This window comes from Trujillonella endophytica, assembly GCF_900110555.1.
GTDB lineage: Bacteria > Actinomycetota > Actinomycetes > Mycobacteriales > Geodermatophilaceae > Trujillonella > Trujillonella endophytica.
In genome coordinates, this window is record NZ_FOEE01000001.1 from 99,497 (window position 1) to 121,414 (window position 21,918).

The following is a 21,918-nucleotide window of genomic DNA, read 5'->3' on the forward strand; positions in this document are numbered from 1 at the left end:
GGCCGTAGGCGACTCCCGGCGCGGGCGGCGCGCCGTGGGGCTCCGCTCGGCGCCCCCGTGGTCTACCGTCTCGTGCCCCATGAAGCGACGGACCCTGCTGACGGCGGCGACGACGGCGCCGCTGCTGATGACGCTGGCCGGCTCCGCCGCGTCCGCCGAGGACGCGCCGGTGACCGCCCCGGTGCCTGACCCGCAGGTCTACGCGCGCCGAGACGAGGTCCCTTCTCTGGAGGAGACCGCGGTGTCGGTGCCGCTGCTGTGGTCCGTGCAGCCCGGCCCGGCGGGGGACCTGTCCAACCGAACGTCGAACGTCAACGCGCCGTTGCTGGTGCTGCCGTTCCCGTGGCGGCTGCTGTCGGTGGACTTCGTGTTCGACCTCGGCCTCGGGGTGGAGCGGTACCCGGCGTCGGACGACGACTACTGGACGTTCGCTCTGCTCAACGCCTCGCACTCGCGCCCGACCCGTCGGATCTCGACGTACGCCACCCGGACGGTCCTGTCGGGCGGAGCCGAGCCGATCGTGCAGCGCCGCCGCTGGGCCCCGGCCGGGACGATGGACGCCGAGGCGCGGGTGTTCGACACCGACGGCGCGCTCTACCTCAACGCCACCCGGACCGGCACACCGCCGACGCTCGTCGGCCCGTCGCTGGCGACCCTCCGCTACGCCCGGGCCTGATGCCCTACCGCGCCCGGTGGGCCGCTCCCGCCGGAGGGACGACCGTGCAGCTCATCGGCGACGTGCAGACCGACTGGGAGCGCATCTGGCCGCTGTCGGGTCGGACCACCTACGACGCGATCGGCCGGGATGTCCGGGACCACCTGATTCACGACGCGCCTGCGGCCCGCTTCCAGATGGGGGACATCTCCGACGGCGACGCCGGCGGCGATCCCGCGGTGCTGCGCCGTCGGTTCGCCCTGTTCGATGCCTGGTGCGGCTCCTACCGTCTGGCCGTGTACAAGGTGATGGGCAATCACGACGTGCCCTATGACGCGGTCACCCCGCGGCAGTGGGCCGCTGTCTGGGGCTACCCGGCGCCGTCTTACACGGTCGATCTGGGCGACGTGAACGCGGTCGTCCTCGGGCCGTCCGCCCCGCACACCGCGTCGCCGTTGGGGGAACCTCCGTGTCCCGGCTGGCCGGTCCGCCCGCTGACGGCCGCCGACATCGCCTGGCTGGACCGGACCCTCGCCGCGGACACCCGGCCGACTCTCGTCCTCAACCACGCGCCGCTGGCATCGGAGCCGACGGTGTTCGGCTCCGGCTGGCAGGACAACCAGTCCACGATGCGTTCTCGCCATGCGCCGGACCTGGTGGAGCTCCTCGCCGGTCACCGGCACGTCGTCGCCTGGGCGCACGGTCACACCCACACCCCGTGGGATCGGGGCACGACCGGGTTGATGACGATCGGTGGCCGGCGGATCGCCCGGATCGACGCGGCGGCCACGTACACCCAGCCCACCGGGGCGCCTCCCGAGGTCGGCGTGGGCCGGGCCGTGACCTTCTACGTGACCGTCCTGGACGACGGCCGAACCGTGGACGTCCGCTGGCGCGACCATGCAGCGCAGGTCTGGACCGGCGCCCCTGACGTCGGGAGGCTGCACCGGCTCGTCACCAGCTGACCGGGGCGTCCTGCCGCCGCGCGGGGGGACACCGGTTCCGGGGTTCCCGGCGCCCGCCCGGTAGCTTCCGCTGGCGACGACGGCACTCGAGGGGCGGCATGAAGCGAGCACTCGCGGGACTGGCGGCCGTGGCCGCCCTGGGAAGCGGCTGCGCCTCGATCCCGGCGACGGACGAGGTGGCGTGCGACTTCCTCTACGACAACCGCTACGCCGCCCGCGACGACGACGCCGAGGCCCGCGCGCGGATCATCGCCGAGTTCGGCGAGGAGGCGGGGGTGGCCCCGCTCTCCGGCGACCTGCGCTCCTACGTCGAGATCGTGGTCCGCGACGCCCGGCGCGAGGAGCGCGGCCGGGACGTGCGGTACTTCTCCGCCCGCCTGGACGACGCGCTGTCGGTCTGCATGGACCTCGGCTGGTAGCACAGGGCCCGGCGGAGCACGGCGCCGGGCGAGGTCCGTGCCGGGGCCGGTGACCGTTCCGGCTACGGTCGTCGGGTGACCTCCTGGGAGTACGCCTCGGTCATCACGGCCAACGACGCTCAGTCGCAGCGGGCAGGGGTGAGCGTCAAGCTCCCCGGTGGAGCCCTCGAACGGCAGGCGGGGGACACGAGCTCGGTGCTCAACCGGCTCGGCGCCGACGGGTGGGAGCTGGTGAGCTACCACTCCAGCGGTGCCGGCACGTGGGGCTTCGAGCAGTTCTGGCTGAAGCGGCCGTCGGCCACCTGAGCCACCCTCCCGTCGAACATCCGTTCGATTCGGGGCACACTGGTGCGGTGGACGCGACGCCGCCGGGCTGGCCCGAGGCCGTGCGCCCGCCGGGCGCTCCGGACTGGGAGCGGACGGCGGTCGCGTGGCTGTTCGACCTCGTGCCCCCGGACTACCGCGCGCACGAGGTGCTGCGGCGGTACCCGGTGCTGCTCGCCCGCTTCGCCCGCGACCACGTCGCCGCCGGGCTGGAGGCCGCCCGGAGCGGCTGGCGGACCGTCCGTGTCGAGCTCGCCGACCACCTGCCGGCCGACGCGATGGCGGCCGCCATGACCGCCTACGAACGGGAGGGGGCGCGCCTGGCGGCCGCCGCCCGGGGGGTGGCGGTGGTCTCGGCGGCCCTGCGCGGCGAGCGGTGGGTGCCGCGGCTGTGAGTCCGGGAGGCGAGGTGTGACCCGCATCCGACCGTCCCGCTCGACCGGAAGTACCGGGCGTACGCGTTTACAGTTGACGCGGCGGCGTCCGCGTTGCCCGTGTCCCACGCCCTGCCCCTGCCGCCGACCGAGAGGACGCTGACCGCCTCGTGTCGCTCCTGCGCTCCCTCCGCGGCCCCGCCGACGTGCGCGCCCTGCCCGCCGACCAGATCCCGGTGCTGGCGGCGGAGATCCGGGACGCGCTGGTGACCAGCGTGGCCAAGACCGGCGGGCACCTGGGTCCCAACCTGGGCGCCGTCGAGCTGACCATCGCCCTGCACCGCGTCTTCGACTCCCCGCGCGAGCCGATCGTCTTCGACACCGGCCACCAGTCCTACGTGCACAAGATGCTCACCGGCCGCGTCGAGGACTTCGAGCGGCTGCGCCAGCGCGGGGGGCTGTCCGGCTACCCGTCCCGCGCCGAGAGCGAGCACGACTGGGTGGAGAACAGCCACGCCTCCACCGCGCTGTCCTACGCCGACGGCCTGGCCAAGGCCTTCGCCATCCGTGGCGACGCCCGGCCGGTGGTCGCGGTCGTGGGCGACGGCGCGCTGACCGGCGGGATGTCGTGGGAGGCGCTGAACAACATCGCCGCCGCCCCGGACCGGTCGGTGGTCATCGTCGTCAACGACAACGGCCGCTCCTACTCGCCGACCATCGGCGGCGTCGCCGACGCCCTGGCCACCCTGCGGCTGCGCCCGGGCTACGAGCAGGCGCTGCTGCAGGTCCGGCACGCGCTGCACCGGGCGCCGGTGCTCGGGTCGGCTCTGTACGACGCGCTGCACGCCATCAAGAAGGGCCTCAAGGACGTCCTGTCCCCGCAGGGCATGTTCGAAGACCTCGGCCTCAAGTACGTCGGGCCGGTCGACGGCCACGACGTGGAGGTGCTGGAGTCCGCGCTGCGGCGGGCGCGCTCCTTCGGTGGGCCGGTCATCGTGCACGCGGTCACGACCAAGGGGTACGGCTACGCGCCGGCCGAGACCGACCAGATCGACGCCTGGCACGCCACCGGCATCTTCGATCCCGACAGCGGCGCGGCCGTCCGCAAGACGGGCCTGGCCTGGACCGACGCCTTCGCCGACGAGCTGGCGCGCATCGGCGGCGAGCGGCCCGACGTCGTCGCCATCACCGCGGCGATGCTGCACCCGACCGGGCTCGCGCCGTTCGCCGAGCGCTTTCCCGAGCGGACCTTCGACGTCGGCATCGCCGAGCAGCACGCCATGACCTCGGCCGCCGGCCTGGCGATGGCCGGGCTGCACCCGGTGGTCGCGGTCTACTCGACGTTCCTCAACCGGGCGTTCGACCAGTTGCTGATGGACGTCGCGCTGCACCGCCAGCCGGTCACCGTCGTCCTGGACCGGGCCGGCGTCACCGGCGACGACGGGGCCTCGCACAACGGCATGTGGGACATGTCGATCCTCTCGGTCGTGCCGGGGCTGCGGCTCGCGGCCCCGCGCGACGAGGCGACCCTGCGGGAGGCGCTGCGCGAGGCGGTGGCGGTGACCGACGGGCCGACCGTCGTCCGCTTCCCCAAGGGCGTGCTGCCCCCGGACCTGCCGGCGCTCGAACGGCGCGGCCCGGTCGACGTGCTGCGGCGGGCGGAGCGGCGCGACGTGCTGCTGGTCGCCGTCGGGTCGATGGTGCCGATGTGCCTGGCCGTCGCCGAGCGCGCCGCCGACCACGGCATCGACGTCACGGTCGTCGACCCGCGCTGGGTGCTGCCCGTCGCCGCCGACCTGACCACCCTGGCCTCGGGGTTCAAGCTGGTCGTCACGGTCGAGGACGGCGGCCGCGCCGGCGGGGTCGGGACGACGCTCACCCAGGCACTTCAGGACCTCCAGTGCGACGTCCCGGTGCGCACCGTCGGCCTGCCGCAGGCGTTCTTCGACCACGGCAGCCGCGGTCAGGTGCTGGCCGACGTCGGGCTGACCGAGCAGGACATCGCCCGCCGGATCGTCGAGTGGGCGGCGGTGCTCGCCGACCGGGCCGACTCCCGGGTCGGCGAGCGCTTGGACGGCGCCCAGCAGTGAACGAGCCCACCGGAGAGTGGTAGAGGGACCCCCTGACCCCCCGGGCAATTCCGCACTTCTGCACGGTGCAATTCCGCGCTTCTGGGCGGGGTGGGGCCCGCGACACGACGACGGCCCGGCCCCCTCGACGCTGAGGGGTCCGGGCCGCCGTGGTCCGTGCGTCAGGCGGGGAGGCTGGCCACGCCCTCCGGCAGGAAGCGCGAGCCGGTGACCCGCTCGGACACCCCGGCGCGGTCCAGGTAGGCGGAGATGCCGCCCAGCCAGAACGGCCAGCCGGCGCCGAGGATCATGGCCAGGTCGATGTCCTGCACCGCCTGCACGACGCCCTCGTCCAGCATCAGCCGGATCTCCTGCGCCGTCGCGTCGAGCGCCCGCTCGCGCACCTGCTCCTCGGTGAGCGGGGAATCGCCGGCATCGATGCCCGCGAGCTCGGGGTCGACGACGCCGGGCTCGCTGAACACGCTGCTCTTGCCCAGCTCGACCATCCTGCGCAGCCCGTCGGCGACCCGGAACCGGTCGGGGAAGGCCTCGTGCATCCGCTCGGCCACGTGCAGCGCCACGGGCGGGCCGACGAGCGTGAGCAGCTCGAACGGCGTCATCGGCAGGCCCAGTGGATCCAGCGCCCGCTCGGCCACGGCGATCGGGGTGCCCTGCTCCACCGACGCGATGACGTCGCCGAGGAACCGGGTGAGCAGCCGGTTGACCACGAACGCCGGGGCGTCGGCCACGAGCACGCAGCTCTTCTTCAGAGCCTTGCCGACGGCGAAGGCGGTTGCCAGCGAGGCGTCGTCGGTCCGCTCGGCACGCACGACCTCGAGCAGGGGGAGGACGGCGACGGGGTTGAAGAAGTGCAGGCCGACGACCCGCTCCGGGTGCTCCAGCTTCGAGGCCATCTCGGTGATCGACAGCGCCGACGTGTTGGTCGCCAGCACGCACTCCGGCGACACGATCGCCTCGAGCTCGGCGAACACCTGCTGCTTGACCGACATCTCCTCGAAGACGGCCTCGATGACGAGGTCGGCGTCGGCGAAGACGTCCTTGGACAGCGAGCCGGTCACCAGGCCCTTGAGCTGGTTGAGCCGGTCGGGGCTCAGCCGGCCGCGCTGGGCCAGCTTGTCCAGCTCGCCGTGCACGTAGGCCACGCCCTTGTCGACGCGGGCCTGGTCGATGTCGGTGAGCACGACCGGCACCGTGAGCTGGCGGACGAAAAGCATCGCCAGCTGGCTGGCCATGAGCCCGGCGCCGACGACGCCGACCTTGGTGACCTTGCGGGCCAGTGACCTGTCCGGCGCGCCGGCCGGCCGCTTGGCCCGCTTGTTGACCAGGTCGAACGAGTACAGCGAGGCCCGCAGCGGGTCGCTCATCAGCAGCTCGGTGAGCGCGTCGTCCTCGGCGGCGGTGCCCGCGGTGAAGGCCTCGCCGTCGACGCCGTGGCGAGCCAGGTCGAGCAGGTCGACCGATCGGACGGCGCCGGGGGAGGCGTTGCGGGTGCGCCCGGCGACGATCCCGCGGGCCCGCTCGATGGCGGCATCCCAGGCCGACCGGTCGATCTCCGGGCGGTCGACCGTCACGGACCCGGAGAGCACGCCCACGGCCCACTCCAGCGAGCGCTCCAGGAAGTCGGCCGGCTCGAACAGCGCGTCGGCGATGCCCAGCGTCGCGGCCTTCGGCCCGGAGGTGACCTTGTTCTGCGCGAGCGCGTTCTCGACGACGACCGTGACGGCGGGGTCGATGCCGATCAGGTTGGGCAGCAGCTGCGTTCCTCCCCAGCCGGGGACCAGCCCGAGGAAGACCTCCGGGAAGGCGACGGCGGCACCGCTGCTGATCGTCCGGTAGTGGCAGTGCAGCGCCAGCTCCAGGCCACCGCCCAGCGCGACGCCGTTGACGAAGGCGAAGGTCGGGATCGCCGAGTCCTTCAGCCGCCGGAACACCCGGTGCCCGGTCTCGGCGATGTCCCGCGCCGTCGCCTCGTCGGTGATCGACGGGACGCCGGAGAGGTCCGCGCCCACGGCGAAGATGAACGGCTTGCCGGTGACGGCGACGGCCGCCGGGGCCGGCGTGCGGGCGGCGACCTCGTCGAGGGCGGCGTCCAGGGAGGCCAGCCCACCCGGGCCGAAGGTCGAGGGCCGGGTGTGGTCGTGGCCGTTGTCCAGGGTGATCAGCGCGATCTCCCCGGCCAGGCCCGGATAGGTCAGGAACCGGACCAGGGCCCGGGTGACGACCTCGTTCTCGAAGACCGCGGTCACTTGTCGGCCCCTTCCCAGTTCGGGTTCTCCCAGATGACGGTGGCGCCCATGCCGAGCCCCACGCACATCGCGGTCAGGCCGTAGCGGACGTCGGGGCGCTCGGCGAACTGCCGCGACAGCTGGGTCATCAGGCGGACGCCGGAGGAGGCCAGCGGGTGGCCGACGGCGATGGCGCCGCCCCACGGGTTGACCCGGTCGTCGTCGTCGGCGATGCCGAAGTGGTCGAGGAAGGCCAGCACCTGGATGGCGAAGGCCTCGTTCAGCTCGAACAGCCCGATGTCGTCGATGGACAGCCCGGTGCGGGCCAGCGCCCGCTCGGTGGAGGGCACCGGGCCGATGCCCATGACCTCGGGCTCGACGCCGACGAAGCCGTAGCCGACCAGGCGCATGCCGATGGGCAGGCCGAGCTCCTCGGCGACGTCCTCGGCGGCCAGCAGGCAGCCGGTCGCCCCGTCGTTGAGACCGGCGGCGTTGCCAGCGGTCACGTGGCCGTGCGGCCGGAACGGGGTCTTCAGGCCGCCCAGCTGCTCCAGGGTGGTGCCGGGCCGGGGCGGCTCGTCGACCGTGGCCAGCCCCCAGCCGCTCTCGGCCGACCGGGTGGCGACCGGCACGAGCTCCGGGCCGATCTGCCCGTTGGCGACGGCCTTGGCGTACTTCTGCTGGCTGGCCAGCGCGAAGGCGTCGGCGCGCTCCTTGGTCAGGTGCGGGAACCGGTCGTGCAGGTTCTCCGCGGTGGAGCCCATGACCAGCGCGGAGGGGTCGACGAGCTTCTCGCTGACGATCCGCGGGTTGGGGTCCACGCCCTCGCCCATGGGGTGGCGGCCCATGTGCTCGACGCCACCGGCGATGGCCACGTCGTAGGCGCCGAAGGCGATGCCGCTGGCGGTGGTGGTCACGGCGGTCATCGCGCCGGCGCACATGCGGTCGATGGAGTAGCCGGGCACCGACTTCGGCAGCCCGGCCAGGATGGCGGCCGTGCGGCCGAGGGTCAGCCCCTGGTCGCCGGTCTGGGTGGTCGCCGCGATGGCGACCTCGTCGATGCGCTCGGGCGGCAGGGCCGGGTTGCGCCGGAGCAGCTCACGGATGACGCGGACGACGAGGTCGTCGGCGCGCGTCTCGGCGTAGATGCCCTTCGGGCCGGCCTTGCCGAAGGGGGTGCGCACGCCGTCGACGAAGACGACCTCGCGCAGGGAGCGGGACATGGGACCTCCGCAGCAGTTCGGGATCCACCCGATATCCGGATGGACACCGACTAAGTTACCCGCCGGTAACCGTCGGGGCCAGCCGCGCCCTGGGGCGTCTCACCACGACGGGCGGAGCGGTCCCGGGAGGGCCAGGGAGGCGAGCGCGGCCTCCAGTGCCGCGAAGGCCTCGGCGCCCAGTCGCGCGCGCCAGTCCGCCACCGCGTCGGCGGCCGCCTCCTCCGCCGCCACGGTGCAGGCCTGCCCCCGCGGGGTCAGCCGGAGCAGCCGGGCGCGCGCGTCGCGGGGGTCGGGCTCCCGGGTCACGTAGCCGCGGTCCACGAGGGCCGTGACCAGTTCGGCGGCGGACTGCTTCGTGACGCCGAGGTGGGCGGCGACGTCCGACGTCGTCGCGTGGCCGGCGGCGATCCGGACGAAGGCGAAGCCGTGCGCCGGCCGGACGTCGGGGAACCCGCGGGCGGCGACCCCGTCCTGGACGGTGTCGATCAGCTCCGCGGCCAGGCGGAGGACGGCTGCGGCGGTGGTCCAGTCGGTCGGGCGCACGCGAGCAGCTTGACACATCCGGACAGGAAACCTGACGATCTGGACAGGATTCCTGACCACCTGGAGGTAGTGATGTCCGTCGTCCGCGCCGATCGGGCCGTGCTGTTCGAGGCGCACGGCAGCCGGTTCCACTCCTACGTCGCGCCCTCGCGCGGCAGCCGGCAGCTGTGCGCCTGGCGGCTGGAGGTCCCCGCCGGACTGCGCGGCGTGCCGCACCGACCGACCCGGGAGGAGGTGCTGCTGGTGCTGACGGGCGAGCTCACCGCCACGGTGGACGGGTCGCCCGCCACGCTCGGGCCGGGGGACGTGCTCGTGGTCCCGGCGGGGTCGGAGTTCGCGGTCGACGCCGGGCCGGTGGGGTGCACCGCCTGGGTGACGACGTCGCCGGGCCTGGAGGCGGTGCTCCCGGACGGCACCCGGCTCGCCCCGCCCTGGGCGGCCTAGGGAGAGGGCGCCACGGGCGGGGTGTGTCCGGCGGGGTGTGTCAGGCGCGGGTGGCGGCGTCGGTGAGCAGGTCGCGGGTGAGCTCCACCTGCCACTCGCGGGCGCCACCGGCCCGGAGCGCGGTGGACACGGTCTCGACGTCGCGCGGCTCGGGCGGGCTCCACATCAACCGGCGGACCAGGTCGGGGGAGAGCACGTTCTCGACGGGGACGTCGTGCTTGGCCGACAGCTCGGCCAGCCCGGCCCGGGCCACCTGCAGCCGAGTCGCCGCCGCCGGGTCCCGGTCGGCCCAGCGGTTGACCGGCGGCGGGCCCTCACCGGGACGGCTGTGCGGGGGCAGCTCGGCCTCGGGCAGCGCCCGCCCGCGGGCCAGCGCGCCGAACCAGGTGCCGACGAGCCGGCGGTTGGCCCGGCCGCGGAACACCGGCAGCTCCAGCAGCGCGCCCTCGGTCTGCGGGTCGGCCTGCACGGCGGAGACCATCGCGGAGTCCGGCAGCACGCGGCCCGGTGCGATGTCCCGCTTGCGGGCGAGGTCGTCGCGGGCCTCCCACAGCGCGCGCAGCATGCCGAGCTGGCGGCGGCTGCGCAGCCCGTGCACCCCCGACGTCTTGCGCCAGGGGTCCTGCTTCGGCGCGGGCGGCCCGGCGGCGAGGATCGCCTCGAACTCCTGCCGCGCCCACTCGGTCTTGCCCTGCTCCTCGAGGAGGGCGGCCAGCGCGTCGCGCAGGTCGACGAGTACCTCGACGTCGAGCGCGGCGTAGACCAGCCACTCCTCGGGCAGCGGGCGGGTGCTCCAGTCGGCGGCGGAGTGGCCCTTCTGCAGCGAGAACCCCAGCAGGGACTCCACGACGGCGCCCAGGCCGACCCGCGGGAGCCCGGCGAGGCGGGCGGCGAGCTCGGTGTCGAAGAGCCGGCTCGGGACCAGGCCGATCTCGGCGAGGCAGGGCAGGTCCTGGTTGGCCGCGTGCAGGACCCACTCGGCGTCGCCGATCGCCTCCTGGACCACCGACAGGTCGGGCAGGGGGACGGGGTCGATCATCCCGGTGCCGGCGCCGGCCCGGCGCAGCTGCACCAGGTAGGCGCGCTGCCCGTAGCGGTAGCCGGAGGCGCGCTCGGCGTCGACGGCGACCGGGCCGCTCCCGCTGCGCAGCGCCGCGGCGTACTCGACCAGCGCGGTGGAGGTCTCGACGACGGGGGTCAGCCCGTCCCGGGGGGCCAGCAGGGGGGTGGCCGGGGGGCCGGTCTCCTCCGCCGGTTCGGGCGACGGGCCGGGTGCGGTCTCCAGGGGTGCGGCGTGGGCGGGCTCGGTGTCCAGGGGCTCGGTGCTCAGGGCTGATCCACCTTCTCGCCCGTGTCGACAGTCTGTCCGGTCTCCGATGTTAGAGAGTCCTGCCCCCGGCCGGTCCGGTGGGACCCAGCAGGTGCACGCCGGGCGGCGGGAGGCCGGCCGCGTTGCCCAGGACCTCGAGCCAGGCGGCCAGGTGCCGGTCCAGGTCGGTGTCCTCGGCCGTCCACGAGGCGCGCATCTCCACGTCGACGCTGTGCTCGGGGCCGGCGAGGTCGCCGAACCGGGTCGAGGCGGTCCGGGTGACCGTGCCGCCGAGGGCGTGCCAGGTGGCGCCGGTCTCGGCCAGCGCGTCGGTGAGCCAGCTCCACGCGACCTCGGAGAACATCGCGTCGTCGACCATGTGCTCGTCGGTCTCGGCCGACAGGAACCCGACGCACCGCGTCGTGCCGGCCCAGGCCTCGTGCCCGGCCGGGTCGTGCAGCACGATGAACCGGCCGCTGGCGATCTCCTCCGGGTCCTCGTCGTCGGCGGCCTCCGGATCGCCGACGCGCGCGCTCACCGCGTGTGCCCACGGCGCGAGCCGCTGGGGTGCCGGGATCCGCTCGACGAGGATCTCCGGGCGCACGTGCAGACCGGTCAGGGCGGCGACCGCGGCGCGGAAGGACTCGGGCGGCTCGTCCCCGGTGCCCGCGCCGTCCGCCGGACGCGCGGCCAGGCTGCGTGGCTCCACGGTCGCAGGGTAGGTCCGAGCCCGGCCCCGCGTCGCCGACGCGCCGCACGACGTCTGGGAGGATCGCTGGCCGTGACCGTTCCTCCCGGCCCCACGGGTGCTCCTGACCCGTCGGCCGCCACCCCTGCCGACTCCGACCTGGTGCGCGCGGCCATGGGACTCCCGGTCCGCCGGACGCCGGTGTGGTTCATGCGCCAGGCCGGCCGATCGCTGCCCGAGTACCGGGCGCTGCGGGCCGGCACGAAGATGCTCGAGTCCTGCCAGGACCCCGACCTGGTCACCGAGATCACCCTGCAGCCGGTCCGCCGGCACGGGGTCGACGCGGCGATCCTCTTCTCCGACATCGTGCTGCCGCTCGTCGTGGCCGGCGTCGACATCGACATCAAGCCCGGGGTCGGCCCGGTGATCGCCTCGCCGATCCGGTCGGTGGCCGACGTCGACGCGCTGCCGGATCTCCAGGCCGGGCAGCTGGCGTTCCTGGAGACCGCCGTCCGCAGGCTGGTCGCCGAGCTGGGGGCGACCCCGCTCATCGGTTTCGCGGGCGCGCCGTTCACCCTCGCCACCTACCTCATCGAGGGCGGCCCCTCCAAGGAGCACGCCCGCACCAAGGCCTTCATGTACGCCGAGCCCGAGGCGTGGGGACGGCTCCTGGACAAGCTCGCCGTCTCGGCCGCCACGTTCCTGCGCACCCAGGTCGACGCCGGCGCCTCCGCGGTGCAGCTGTTCGACTCGTGGGCCGGGGTGCTCTCGGCCGCCGACTACGCGGAGCGGGTGCTGCCCTCCTCGCGGGCGGTGTTCGACGCCCTCGGCGACCGGGAGCGGGGCGTGCGGGACGTGCCGCGCATCCACTTCGGCGTCGCCACCGGCGAGCTGCTGCCCCTCATCGGCGACGCCGGTGCCGACGTCGTCGGCGTCGACTGGCGGGTGCCGCTGGACGAGGCGGTCCGCCGCATCGGGCCGGGCCGCTCGGTGCAGGGGAACCTCGACCCGGCGGTGCTGCTCGCCGACCGGGACACCGTCGAGCGGGAGGTCCGCCGGGTGGTCGAGCAGGGCCGGGCGGCCCGCGGGCACATCTTCAACCTCGGGCACGGCGTGCTGCCCGAGACCGACCCGGACGTGCTGACCCGGGTGGTGGAGCTCGTCCACGGCCTGACGGAGCGCTGACGTCGTGCGTCCTCGCCGCCTCGTCGTCGTCGGTGCCGGGATCGCCGGCCTGACCGCCGCGTTCGAGTGGCGCCGCCGGCGGCCGGACGACGAGATCGTCGTCCTCGAGGCGGGCGGCCGGATCGGCGGCAAGCTGCACCGGATCGAGCTGGCCGGGCACTGGTACGACACCGGTCCCGAGGCGATGCTCGCGCGTGTGCCCGAGGCGGTGCGCCTGGTCGAGCGCCTGGGCCTGGCCGACCGGCTGGTGCGCCCGGCCACGACGCAGGCCTCCGTCGTCCTCCCCGAGGGCCGGTTCCCGCTGCCCGCCGGCACCGTGCTCGGCGTGCCGGCGTCGGCCGAGGGGCTCGACGGCGTGCTCACCCCCGAGGGTGTCGCCCGGGTCGCCGCGGAGGCCGGGCTGCCGCCGCTGCGCCTGGACGGCGACGTGGCGGTCGGTCACCTCCTCCGCGACCGGCTCGGTGACGAGGTCGTCGACCGGCTGGTGGAGCCTCTCCTCGGCGGCGTGTACGCCGGCCGGGCCGACGAGCTGTCCCTGGCGGCCACCATGCCGCAGCTGGCCGCCCACCTGCCCGCGGCCGGCTCGGTCCTGGGCGCCGCGGCCGCCGCGCGCGACGCCGGGGCGCGCAGCCGCTTCGATGCCGACGCCCCCGTCTTCGTCACCGTCTCCGACGGCATCGGCTCGCTGCCCGCGGCGCTGGTCGCCGCCGCCCGCGCCGACGTCCGGCTGCACACGCCGGCGCACCGGCTCACCCGGACGCCCGGCGGGTTCGAGCTCTCGGTCGGGCCGGCCGCGGCCCCGGAGACGCTGACCGCCGACGCCGTCGTGGTCACCGCCCCCGCGCCCAAGGCCGCTCGGCTGCTCGCCGGCACCGCCCCCGGCGCCGTCGCGCCGCTGGAGGGCATCCCGTACGCCTCGATGGCGGTGGTGGCCATGGCGTTCCCCGCGCAGGAGGTCGCCGCCGGCTCCGGTCTGCTCGTCCCGCCGGTCACCGGCCGGCTGGTCAAGGGGGTCACGGTGTCGTCGGCGAAGTGGCCGCACCTGGCTCCCACGCCCGACCGCCCCCACCTGCTGGTGCGGTCGTCGGTGGGCCGGTACCGCGCCGAGGCCGAGCTCCAGCGCGACGACGACGACCTGGCCGCCGCGGTGGTCGCCGACGTCGCGGACCTGCTGGGGCTCGACCGCCCCGAACCGGTCGCCACGCGCGTGGTCCGCTGGGGCGGCGGGCTGCCGCAGTACCTGGTGGGGCACGGGCAGCGGGTCGTCGCCATCCGGGCCGCGGTCGCCGAGGTGCCGGGGCTCGCGGTGGCCGGCGCGGCGTACGACGGCGTCGGGGTCCCGGCCTGCGTCCGCGACGCCGAGCGCGCCGTGGACCAGCTGCTGTCCTAGCTCGACCTCGTGGCGTGGGGCCGACGGGGTCAGCCGCAGTCCGCGCGGTTCTCCACAGGACTCGGGGCGGCACGATGTCCGGGTGATGATCGCACTGGTCGACCCTCGCGACACGCGCTGGGAAGTGGAGTCCCCGGTCTACCGCGTCTACTTCTGGCACCGCCCGGCAGGCGAGCCTGCATCTGGCCAGGAGCAAATGATGTGGCACTGCCATGAGTGGCGGTTGACGGAAGCGGCTGACGTCCACGAGGTGCTCGCCTGGGCGAATGGTCCCGAGGGGCGCGGTCGCGTGTTCGAGCTGTTCGTCGAGGCGTCGCACAGTGACGGCCTCGCGTTGCTCCGACTGGCTGGCAGCACGTCCGACCGCGAGCGACGTAGGTGCTGACCTCAGGCAGGCACGACCGTTGATCCACCGTGACGGGGCTGGCGAAACAGCTCGCCAGGGCCGATTCGCTCGCTGACCCTCGATCGTGTCCCTGAAGCCGCCTCGTGGGGGCCTGGAGCCGAAGGTCGATCCACAGGCTTGCCGGGCGCGCGCCTGTCCCCCGCGGCCGGGTCGCCGCGGGGTGAGGGTGCGTGTGGTCAGGAGGGTGGCGGCGGGTGGGGGAGGATCTGGGTGCCGTCGGGGCGGTAGGTGCGCCAGCGGGCCTGGGGTGGGGCGGTGTCGTCGCGTTCGACGCGGAAGCCGTGGTGGACCTTGGCGTGGTGTCTCTCGCATAGCAGCGCGGAGTTCTCGACCGAGGTGTCGCCGCCGTCGGTCCACTCGATCTGGTGGTGCACGTCGCAGAACCAGCGGGGTGCTTCGCAGCCGGCGAACACGCAGGACTGGTCGCGCTGTTCGACGGCTCTGCGGATGTGGGGTGGGACCACGCGCTGCTCCCGGCCCACGTCCAGGGGCAGCCCGTCGGGGCTGAGCACGAGCCGGCTGACGACGCCATCGCAGGCCAGCCACCGAGCGCGGGCGGCCGAGATCGTGGCGACGGTGCCGGCGGTCGCCGCCCCGGGCCCGGTGGACGGGTCGACCAGGTCCTCGACCGGAATCGTGGCGATGACGTGCGGCTTGACCGTGCGCAGCACCGGCAGCTGCCCGGAGGCGAGCGCCAGGTCCGCCAGTTGCACGAGGGCGTCGCCGGTGCGCTGGGAACGGGTCCGGTCGTCGCCGGCGCAGCGGCCGGCGGCGCTGATGGACTCCAGCGCGGTGGCGACCTTCTGCCCGCCGACGGCATCGAGTTCGCCGCGGAGGGTCCAGCGGCCGTCGGGGTGCTGGACCAGCGTCACCGACCGCTCCTCGGTGGGGTCGGGTTCGGGGCCGTCGGGGTCGAGCTTGGCCAGGTAGTCGGCCACGGCGAGCTCCAGCTCCCGGTGGGTGCCCACGGCCGCGAGCTGGACCAGCGCGGCCTCGACGGCGGCGACGTCGATGCCCCGGGTCGCGGCCAGGTCGAGATGGAAGGGGGTGGCGATCTTGCCGATCACTGTGACCTGGTCGGCACCGAGTACACCCTCGGCGAACGCCCGCGACGTGGCCGGCAGCTGCTCCAGCACCCGCCCGTGGGCCACGATCCGCCCCGCTGAGGTGCCCGCGACCCGTGCATGGCCGCGCAGCCACAGCTTGGCGTTCTTCGCCCCGTCGAACTCCGCCGCGCCGCGCACGTCGACCCGCCGGGCCACCCGGGTCAGCTGCGCGGTCACCCGGTGCTGAACTGCGACCAACTCACGCAGCTGCGCCAGCAGCGCGGCGTCGGGCAACTCGTCCAGGTCCAGCGTCGCGAGGCCGTCCAGCGCCGACTGCAGCTCCCCCACGGACACCTCCCCACCCGTTCGAATATGTGTTCGATTCTACCGCTAAGGAAGGTTCGGCTCAACGCATATCCCCAGCTCAGACCCTCAATCCGCCGATCGCGGCGGGGTCTTGTGCCGGCCGCTCGGACGGGCTAAGAGTCCCGGCCCACCAGGGTCGCCGGCTCCGTGCGGTTGGCCGCATCCAGCTTCGCCAGCACGTTGCGCACGTGGCTCTCCACGGTCCGCTCCGACAGCACGAGATCCCCGGCGATCCGCCGGTTGGTCCACCCCCGCGCCACGAGGCCGGCGATCTCCCGTTCCCGGGCGGTCAGGGGGTCGGCGTCGTGGGCGGCGCGCGCGGCCCGGTCGACCAGCGCGGCGGACTGCCGGTCCGGCACGGGCATGCCGAGGCGCCGCGCCTCACCGGCGGCTCCGCGGGCCAGCTCTGCGGTAGCAGTAGACGCCGGCCCCGCCCGCGGCGTACGGCTGCGGCGCCAGCTGCCCGTGCAGGAGCTCGGCCGCGGCGGTGTCGCCGAACGCCTTCACCAGCGGGACGCCTTGGCGATCACGCCCGAGCAGTTCACGGCCGATCCCGAGGCGAACCTCGGACGCCTCGAGGTCGTCGGCGCCGCCATCGCCGTCCCGCACGAGGTCGGCGGGGTCACCCCCGACGGGGGGTTCCCCGGCGCGGACCGCTTCCGGGTTGCCCTCCCCGCGCCCGCCCGACAGGGTCGGGAGTGCCCGGGACCTTCACGCGGGGGCTGGTCGCCGGCGCGGCCGGCACCACCGTCCTCACCGCCGTCACCTACCTCGACATGGCCATCCGCGGCCGGCCGGCCAGCACCGCGCCCGAGCGGACGGTCGACGCCCTCGCCGCGGTCGCCGGGGCGCAGGTGCCCGGGCGCGGGCGGGTCCTCGAGGACCGGCGCACCGCGCTCGGCGCCCTCGCCGGCATCGGCACGGGGCTGGCCACCGGGGTGCTGGCGAGCGTCGCCCGGTCGGCGGGGATCCGGCTGCCCGGCCCGGTGGGGGCGGTCGCCACCGGCGCCACCGCCATGGCCGCGTGCGACATCCCGATCGCGGTCCTCGGCGTCGGGGACCCGCGCACCTGGAGCCGCGCCGACTGGCTCGCCGACGCCGTCCCGCACCTCGCCTACGGGGCGACCGTGCACGGGATCGTCTCGGCGGTGCGCACCGACCGCGAGCGCGCGGTGCCCCGCGGGGCGGCGAGCGCCGGCCTCACCCTCCGCTCGGCGGCGCTGGGGGTGGCCGCGGGCAGCCGGGCTGCGCTGGGCTTCGCCGGCCCGACGCTGACCGCGCCCACGAAGCCCGGCCGGCTGGGCGGGAGCTCGGTGCCGGCCCGGGCGCTCGCCGCGGCCGCGCTCGTCGGCGAGCTGGTCGCGGACAAGTCGCCCGACACCCCCGACCGGACGGAGCCCGGCGGCCTGGTGCCGCGACTCGTCGGGGCCACCGCGGGGGCGACCCGGCTGGCCGAGCGCGAGCGGGCCAACGCCGCCCTGCCGGCCGCCGCGGCGGGCGTGGGTGCCGTGGCGGGGGCGTTCGGCGGGCTGGCGTGGCGCCGCTGGGCGAGCACCCGGCTGCCCGACCTCTCCGCGGCGCTGGTGGAGGACGGCGTGGCCCTCGCGCTCGCGGCGCTGGCGTGCCTGCCGGGCCGCAACCGCCGCCCGCTGGCCGTCGTCCCCGGCTGACGCCGCGGGATCGCCGACCCGCGCGACCGGGCCGCCGCCGGCGCGCGCCAGAATGGGGCCATGAGCGAGCAGACCGAGCACAAGAGCGTCGGCAAGCGGGCCAACGAGCTCAACGCCACGATCCGCTACACCATGTGGTCGGTGTTCCGGCTGACCCGCCCGCTGGCCGACGAGCAGCGCGCCGCGATGGCCGACGAGCTGCAGGGGCTGCTCGACGAGCTCGCCGGCAAGGACGTCGTCGTCCGCGGCACCTACGACGTTGCGGGCTTCCGGGCCGACGCCGACCTCATGGTGTGGTGGCACGGGCCCTCCGCGGAGTCCCTGCAGGAGGCCTACACCCGGCTGCGCCGTACCGCGCTGGGCCGGCAGCTGGAGCCCGTCTGGTCGCAGTTCGCCCTGCACCGGCCGGCCGAGTTCAACCGCAGCCACATCCCGGCGTTCCTCGCCGACGAGGAGGCGCGGAGGTTCGTCTGCGTCTACCCGTTCGTGCGCTCCTACGAGTGGTACCTGCTGCCCGACGAGGAGCGCCGCGACATGCTCAAGGAGCACGGGATGCAGGCCCGCTCCTACGCCGACGTCCGCGCCAACACGGTGGCCGCCTTCGCTCTCGGCGACTACGAGTGGATGCTCGCCTTCGAGGCCGACGAGCTGCACCGCATCGTCGACCTGATGCGCGACCTGCGTGCCAGCCGCGCGCGGCGGCACGTGCGCGAGGAGGTGCCGTTCTACACCGGCGTCCGCAAGTCCGTCGCGGAACTGGTCGCCGACCTCGCCTGAGTCAGCCGGGGAGGAAGCGGACGGCGGCCGAGTTGATGCTGTAGCGGTCGCCGGTGGGGGTCTGCGGGGCGTCGTCGTACACGTGCCCGAGGTGCCCGTGGCAGGCCGAGCAGCGGACGGCGATCCGCGGGAACTTCCCGGTCAGGTCGGGGCGCAGATGCACGTTGCCGGCGCTGCTGGGCGCGTAGAACGACGCCCAGCCCGAGGTGGACTCGAACCGGGTGCGCGAGCGGAAGACCTCCTGCCCGCAGCCGCGGCAGTGGTAGGCGCCGCCGATCTTGGTGTCGACGTATTCGCCCGACCAGGGCCGCTCGGTCCCGCCGCGACGCAGCACGGCGAACTCGCGCGTGCTGAGCTGCGCGCGCCACTCGTCGTCGCTCTTGACGATGATCGGCTCGTCGTCCGGTTCGGGCAGCACGGCCGTCACCGTAGGGCGGCCCCCGCCCGAGGTGGGGGAGGCCGCCCGCGTGCGCCCGGCGGGTCAGCCCTCGGCGGGCCGCAGCCGGATGCTGACGGAGTTGATGCAGAACCGGTCGCCGGTGGGGGTCTGCGGCGCGTCGTCGAACAGGTGCCCGAGGTGGCTGTGGCAGGTGCCGCAGAGGACCTCGGTGCGCAGCATCCCGAGGCTGCGGTCCTCCCGGAGGACGACGTTGTCCGCGGCGGACGGCTGGTAGAACGACGGCCACCCGCAGTGGCTGTCGAACTTGGTCTCCGAGGTGAACAGGTCGGCCCCGCAGGCGCGGCAGGCGTAGACGCCGACGGTCTTCGTGTCGACGTACTCCCCGGTCCACGGGCGTTCGGTGCCGGCCTGGCGCAGGACCGCGTACTCCTCGGGGGAGAGCTCCGCGCGCCACTCGGCGTCGCTCCTGGTGACCTTCGGCTGCTGCTCGGCGGACGTCGTCATGGCTCCACGGTACGGCGGCCGCGCGGGTCGCAGGGGGGTCGCCGTCACCGTCCCAGGCCCGCCTCCCGGGCCCGGACGATCGCCTGCGCCCGGTCGGTCACCTGCAGCTTCGCCAGCACGTTGGAGACGTTGTTGCGGACCGTCTTGGGCGACAGGAACAGCGCCGAGGCGATCTGGGCGTTGGACCGGCCGGCGGCGACCAGGTCCAGCACCTCCCGCTCCCGGGCGGTCAGCTGGGGGAACGCGGTCTCCGGTCCGCCGGGGCGGGCGGCGAAGAACTCGGCGATCCGGCGGGCCAGGGCGGGGCCGAACACCGCGCCGCCGGCGGCCACGGTGGTGATCGCGCGCACGACCTCCTCCTGGTCGGCGCCCTTGAGCAGGTAGCCGCGGGCGCCGGCGCGGATGGCGGCGAACACGGTGCCGTCGTCCTCGCTCATCGTGAGCACCAGGACGCCGACCGACGGGCTCTCCGCGGTGATCCGCCGGGTCGCCTCGATGCCGTCCAGCACCGGCATCTGCACGTCCATGACGACGACGTCGGGCTGCTCCTCCAGCGCCAGCGTCACCGCGCTCGCGCCGTCCGCCGCCGCCGACCACCGCGAGCCCCGCCACGGAGCCCAGCAGCATCGCCAGGCCGTCGCGGTAGACGGGGTGGTCGTCGACGACCAGCACCCGCAGCGGCTCCTCGGGTTCGCTCATGCCGGCCTCTCCTCCTCGACGGGCAGGACGGCCCGCACCACGGTCCCGCCCTCCGGTGGGCAGGTCACCGAACAGCGGCCGCCCAGCTCGGCGGCCCGCTCCCGCAGCGACACCAGCCCGACGCCGGCCGGGGCGCCCGGGGCGATGCCGACGCCGTCGTCGACCACCGTGACGACCAGCCGGCCCGCCGCGTCGCGCAGCAGCGACACCCGCACGGCCATCGCCGCCGCGTGCCGCGCCACGTTGGCCAGGGCCTCGGACGCGATGCGGTAGGCGGCGACCTCGACGGCGGCCGGGAGCCCGTCGGTGCCGGGGCCGGCCGTCACCGACGTCATGACGTCGGCCGGCAGCAGCCGCTCGGCCTGCTGGCGCACCGCGCCGGCCAGGCCCAGGTCGTCCAGGGCCGGCGGGCGCAGGTCGTGCACCAGCCGCCGGACGTCGGCCAGGGCGCCGGCGACCTCGTCCCGGGCCTGCCGCAGCACCGAGTCGGCGTCGTCGGGGCGGCTGCGGGCGAGGTTGCGGGCGGTGTCGATGCGCAGCACGACCGCGCCCAGGCTGGGCCCGAGCCCGTCGTGCAGGTCGCGGCGCAGCCGGCGGCGCTCCTCCTCGCGGGCGGCGACGAGCTGCTCGCGGCTGGCCTGCAGCTCGCCGGCCAGTGCGCTGGCCTGGGCCGCGGCGGCGGCCTGCCGGACGACGTCGGCCAGGAGCCGCTCGTCACGGGCGACCAGCGAGGCGCGGACGCCGTCGCGGGGGAGCAGCAGCCGGCCGACCTCCTCGCCCCGGTAGGCGATGGACAGCCCCTGCACCCCGGCCGGGCGCCGGCCGGTCTCGACGACCAGGCGCCGGCCGGGGCCGGCCTCGATCTCCACGCCGACGTAGGCGGAGCGGAACGCCTCCGCGACGGCCCGGGTGACGGCCCGCAGCTGGTCCTCGACGCCCTCGGACCGCTCGAGCTGCTCGGCCAGGCCGGCGACCACCCGGTAGGGGTCCTCCCGCCCGCCCAGGACCCACCGGCGGACGAGCTGCCAGGCCTGCGCCCGCAGGGGCACGTACAGGGCGGTGACCACGAGCAGGGCGAGGAGCGTGGCGTCGCGGTCGCCGAGCCGGTCGCCGAGCAGCGCCCCGGCGACGGCGAGGACGGCGAGGTCCAGCAGGACGACGGCGACGGCCAGCCCGCCGTAGACGAGCGTGCCGCCGAGGAGCTGGTCGATGTCGACCAGCCGCGGTCGCAGCAGGCCGACCGTGACGGCGGCGCCGGTCAGGCCGACCGCGACGCCCAGGGCCAGCGAGGTGACGTCGCCGGGCAGCAGCAGCGTGGCGAGCATGACCAGCGCGTCGACGACCGCCGCCCACAGCAGCCAGCGCATCTGCTCGCGGCGGGTCCCGCGGGCCGCGCGGTACCGGGCGACGACGGCGGCGACGGGCAGGAGCACCCCGAGCGTCGCGACCGGCAGCGCCACCCGCGCCACCGCCTCCACCAGCCCGGACGGCAGCGGCAGGCTGGTCGGGTCGAGGTCGACGCCGTCGTAGATCGCGGGCGTCGAGGTGTCGCCCGCCGCGTCGAGGGCGGCCGAGGGGGCGACCATCAGCAGCAGCGGCAGCACCGCGGTCGACGCGAGGCTGACCACCGCGGCGATCCGCCACCACCCGCCGGGCAGCCGGCCGTCGGGGTAGACCAGCAGCAGCAGCGGCAGCCCGATGAGCAGCCACGCCCCGAAGCGGGAGACGACCCAGAACGCCGGGGTCGCGCCGGGCAGCGGCTCGTCGCCCTGCACGGCGCGGGTCAGCCAGGACTGGGCCAGACCGTCGAGCCCCCAGACGAGCGCGTTGCCGGCCACCACCCACGAGGCGGGGTGGCGGGGGAGCCGGGCCAGCAGCAGCCAGGCCGGCACGGCGAGGAACAGGCCGGGAGCGCCGATGATCCAGCCGGCGGAGGCGTGCGCGGCCTCCCGCGCCGCGGTGCTGGTGACCGCGTCGAGGACGATCGCGGCGACCGTGGCACCACCGCTGACCAGGGCGACCACCCAGGCCACGACGGGCGCGACGCGGCGGCGGGCGCGGGGTGCGGGCGGCTCGGGCGGGGGGAGCGGCCCGGCGGCCGGCGGCGCGGCGACGGCGCGCTGCGCGACGTCGGGGGCGGCGGTCACCGGGGGATCGTGCCCGATCGGCGTCCCGCCGGGCACGAGGCAGCTGTCCCGGGTCCCCCGGGACGGTGA

Annotated in this window: 24 protein-coding genes; 12 read left to right on the forward strand and 12 right to left on the reverse strand. The window is 75.4% G+C overall.

Annotated features, from left to right (window positions below; translation table 11 throughout):
• Positions 1-79: 79 nt before the first annotated feature.
• The 6 genes from BMY88_RS00505 to dxs all read left to right on the forward strand — a co-directional run bounded on the left by BMY88_RS00505 (position 80) and on the right by dxs (position 4,827).
• The gene (locus BMY88_RS00505) at positions 80-676 is read left to right on the forward strand and encodes a hypothetical protein (protein ID WP_091939037.1); all 597 of its coding nucleotides are present in this window, start codon (positions 80-82) and stop codon (positions 674-676) included.
• Positions 676-1,620 carry a metallophosphoesterase family protein gene (locus BMY88_RS00510; protein WP_091939040.1) on the forward strand — a complete coding sequence of 315 codons (945 nt, stop codon included), beginning with the start codon at positions 676-678 and terminating at the stop codon, positions 1,618-1,620. The genes BMY88_RS00505 and BMY88_RS00510 overlap by 1 nt, the downstream gene beginning before the upstream one ends.
• 98 nt (positions 1,621-1,718) lie before the next feature.
• Positions 1,719-2,039, forward strand: a complete 321-nt coding sequence (locus BMY88_RS00515) for a hypothetical protein (RefSeq protein WP_091939042.1) — start codon at positions 1,719-1,721, stop codon at positions 2,037-2,039.
• Between the two features lie 75 nt (positions 2,040-2,114).
• Positions 2,115-2,345, forward strand: a complete 231-nt coding sequence (locus BMY88_RS00520) for a DUF4177 domain-containing protein (RefSeq protein WP_091939044.1) — start codon at positions 2,115-2,117, stop codon at positions 2,343-2,345.
• 47 nt (positions 2,346-2,392) lie between these two features.
• Positions 2,393-2,758 carry a hypothetical protein gene (locus BMY88_RS00525; protein WP_091939046.1) on the forward strand — a complete coding sequence of 122 codons (366 nt, stop codon included), beginning with the start codon at positions 2,393-2,395 and terminating at the stop codon, positions 2,756-2,758.
• 149 nt (positions 2,759-2,907) lie between these two features.
• Positions 2,908-4,827 carry a 1-deoxy-D-xylulose-5-phosphate synthase gene (gene dxs, locus BMY88_RS00530; protein ID WP_091939047.1) on the forward strand — a complete coding sequence of 640 codons (1,920 nt, stop codon included), beginning with the start codon at positions 2,908-2,910 and terminating at the stop codon, positions 4,825-4,827.
• 161 nt (positions 4,828-4,988) lie between these two features.
• On the opposite strand, the gene BMY88_RS00535 is transcribed toward dxs, so the two are convergent.
• From BMY88_RS00535 to BMY88_RS00545, 3 genes are all read right to left on the reverse strand, one after another.
• Positions 4,989-7,073 carry a 3-hydroxyacyl-CoA dehydrogenase NAD-binding domain-containing protein gene (locus BMY88_RS00535; protein WP_091939049.1) on the reverse strand — a complete coding sequence of 695 codons (2,085 nt, stop codon included), beginning with the start codon at positions 7,071-7,073 and terminating at the stop codon, positions 4,989-4,991.
• The gene (locus tag BMY88_RS00540) at positions 7,070-8,275 is read right to left on the reverse strand and encodes a thiolase family protein (protein ID WP_091939051.1); all 1,206 of its coding nucleotides are present in this window, start codon (positions 8,273-8,275) and stop codon (positions 7,070-7,072) included. Before BMY88_RS00540 ends, BMY88_RS00535 begins: the two co-directional genes overlap by 4 nt.
• 99 nt (positions 8,276-8,374) lie before the next feature.
• Positions 8,375-8,818 carry a MarR family winged helix-turn-helix transcriptional regulator gene (locus BMY88_RS00545; RefSeq protein ID WP_211435404.1) on the reverse strand — a complete coding sequence of 148 codons (444 nt, stop codon included), beginning with the start codon at positions 8,816-8,818 and terminating at the stop codon, positions 8,375-8,377.
• A 72-nt stretch (positions 8,819-8,890) separates the two neighbouring features.
• Here BMY88_RS00545 and BMY88_RS00550 point away from each other — a divergent pair, with 72 nt between their 5' ends.
• Entirely contained in the window at positions 8,891-9,262 is a 372-nt protein-coding gene (locus tag BMY88_RS00550; RefSeq protein ID WP_091939056.1) for a cupin domain-containing protein, read from the forward strand.
• Positions 9,263-9,302: 40 nt separating this feature from the next.
• Here BMY88_RS00550 and BMY88_RS00555 read toward each other — a convergent pair whose 3' ends face one another.
• The gene (locus BMY88_RS00555; RefSeq protein ID WP_428978302.1) at positions 9,303-10,640 is read right to left on the reverse strand and encodes a ribonuclease D; all 1,338 of its coding nucleotides are present in this window, start codon (positions 10,638-10,640) and stop codon (positions 9,303-9,305) included.
• Between the two features lies 1 nt (position 10,641).
• Positions 10,642-11,280, reverse strand: coding sequence for a DUF3000 domain-containing protein (locus BMY88_RS00560; protein ID WP_091939060.1), 639 nt, complete (start codon positions 11,278-11,280; stop codon positions 10,642-10,644).
• 72 nt (positions 11,281-11,352) lie between these two features.
• Between BMY88_RS00560 and hemE the strand changes: the two genes are divergently transcribed.
• The 3 genes from hemE to BMY88_RS00575 all read left to right on the forward strand — a co-directional run bounded on the left by hemE (position 11,353) and on the right by BMY88_RS00575 (position 14,219).
• On the forward strand, positions 11,353-12,444 hold the full coding sequence (gene hemE, locus BMY88_RS00565; protein ID WP_091939062.1) for a uroporphyrinogen decarboxylase: 1,092 nt from the start codon (positions 11,353-11,355) through the stop codon (positions 12,442-12,444).
• Between the two features lie 4 nt (positions 12,445-12,448).
• Positions 12,449-13,834 (forward strand): protoporphyrinogen oxidase, encoded by a 1,386-nt coding sequence (hemG, locus tag BMY88_RS00570; protein ID WP_091939064.1) that lies wholly within the window; start codon positions 12,449-12,451, stop codon positions 13,832-13,834.
• A gap of 82 nt (positions 13,835-13,916) precedes the next feature.
• A complete protein-coding gene (locus BMY88_RS00575; RefSeq protein WP_091939066.1) occupies positions 13,917-14,219 on the forward strand; it encodes a hypothetical protein in 303 nt (100 codons plus the stop codon).
• Between the two features lie 197 nt (positions 14,220-14,416).
• Here BMY88_RS00575 and BMY88_RS00580 read toward each other — a convergent pair whose 3' ends face one another.
• From BMY88_RS00580 to BMY88_RS24560, 3 genes are all read right to left on the reverse strand, one after another.
• A complete protein-coding gene (locus BMY88_RS00580) occupies positions 14,417-15,634 on the reverse strand; it encodes an HNH endonuclease signature motif containing protein (protein ID WP_091939069.1) in 1,218 nt (405 codons plus the stop codon).
• A gap of 131 nt (positions 15,635-15,765) precedes the next feature.
• Positions 15,766-16,017, reverse strand: a complete 252-nt coding sequence (locus BMY88_RS00585; protein WP_091939072.1) for a helix-turn-helix domain-containing protein — start codon at positions 16,015-16,017, stop codon at positions 15,766-15,768.
• Between the two features lie 16 nt (positions 16,018-16,033).
• On the reverse strand, positions 16,034-16,159 hold the full coding sequence (locus BMY88_RS24560; protein ID WP_280138668.1) for a hypothetical protein: 126 nt from the start codon (positions 16,157-16,159) through the stop codon (positions 16,034-16,036).
• Positions 16,160-16,350: 191 nt separating this feature from the next.
• On the opposite strand from BMY88_RS24560, the gene BMY88_RS00595 reads away from it, so the two are divergent.
• On the forward strand, positions 16,351-17,322 hold the full coding sequence (locus BMY88_RS00595; protein WP_091939076.1) for a hypothetical protein: 972 nt from the start codon (positions 16,351-16,353) through the stop codon (positions 17,320-17,322).
• Positions 17,323-17,382: 60 nt separating this feature from the next.
• Positions 17,383-18,099, forward strand: a complete 717-nt coding sequence (hemQ, locus tag BMY88_RS00600; RefSeq protein WP_091939079.1) for a hydrogen peroxide-dependent heme synthase — start codon at positions 17,383-17,385, stop codon at positions 18,097-18,099.
• A gap of 1 nt (position 18,100) precedes the next feature.
• Here the strand turns inward: hemQ and msrB (BMY88_RS00605) are convergent, their stop codons facing one another.
• The 4 genes from msrB (BMY88_RS00605) to BMY88_RS00620 form a co-directional block, all read right to left on the reverse strand.
• On the reverse strand, positions 18,101-18,517 hold the full coding sequence (msrB, locus tag BMY88_RS00605) for a peptide-methionine (R)-S-oxide reductase MsrB (RefSeq protein ID WP_244524382.1): 417 nt from the start codon (positions 18,515-18,517) through the stop codon (positions 18,101-18,103).
• A 63-nt stretch (positions 18,518-18,580) separates the two neighbouring features.
• Complete coding sequence (gene msrB, locus BMY88_RS00610) at positions 18,581-19,003, reverse strand: peptide-methionine (R)-S-oxide reductase MsrB (protein WP_091939081.1); 423 nt, start codon at positions 19,001-19,003, stop codon at positions 18,581-18,583.
• Positions 19,004-19,047: 44 nt separating this feature from the next.
• Positions 19,048-19,569 carry a LuxR C-terminal-related transcriptional regulator gene (locus BMY88_RS00615; RefSeq protein WP_244524383.1) on the reverse strand — a complete coding sequence of 174 codons (522 nt, stop codon included), beginning with the start codon at positions 19,567-19,569 and terminating at the stop codon, positions 19,048-19,050.
• 129 nt (positions 19,570-19,698) lie between these two features.
• The gene (locus tag BMY88_RS00620) at positions 19,699-21,849 is read right to left on the reverse strand and encodes a sensor histidine kinase (protein WP_139220364.1); all 2,151 of its coding nucleotides are present in this window, start codon (positions 21,847-21,849) and stop codon (positions 19,699-19,701) included.
• Positions 21,850-21,918 lie beyond the last annotated feature (69 nt).

What these genes read in the sequence shown, in the direction of transcription:
- BMY88_RS00505 (WP_091939037.1), top strand. Translation starts at nt 80, where the DNA reads ATGAAGCGACGGACCCTGCTGACGGCGGCGACGACGGCGCCGCTGCTG.
- BMY88_RS00510 (WP_091939040.1), top strand. Translation starts at nt 676, where the DNA reads ATGCCCTACCGCGCCCGGTGGGCCGCTCCCGCCGGAGGGACGACCGTG.
- BMY88_RS00515 (WP_091939042.1), top strand. Translation starts at nt 1,719, where the DNA reads ATGAAGCGAGCACTCGCGGGACTGGCGGCCGTGGCCGCCCTGGGAAGC.
- BMY88_RS00540 (WP_091939051.1), bottom strand. Translation starts at nt 8,275, where the DNA reads ATGTCCCGCTCCCTGCGCGAGGTCGTCTTCGTCGACGGCGTGCGCACC.
- BMY88_RS00550 (WP_091939056.1), top strand. Translation starts at nt 8,891, where the DNA reads ATGTCCGTCGTCCGCGCCGATCGGGCCGTGCTGTTCGAGGCGCACGGC.
- BMY88_RS00585 (WP_091939072.1), bottom strand. Translation starts at nt 16,017, where the DNA reads ATGCCCGTGCCGGACCGGCAGTCCGCCGCGCTGGTCGACCGGGCCGCG.
- hemQ (WP_091939079.1), top strand. Translation starts at nt 17,383, where the DNA reads ATGAGCGAGCAGACCGAGCACAAGAGCGTCGGCAAGCGGGCCAACGAG.
- msrB (WP_091939081.1), bottom strand. Translation starts at nt 19,003, where the DNA reads ATGACGACGTCCGCCGAGCAGCAGCCGAAGGTCACCAGGAGCGACGCC.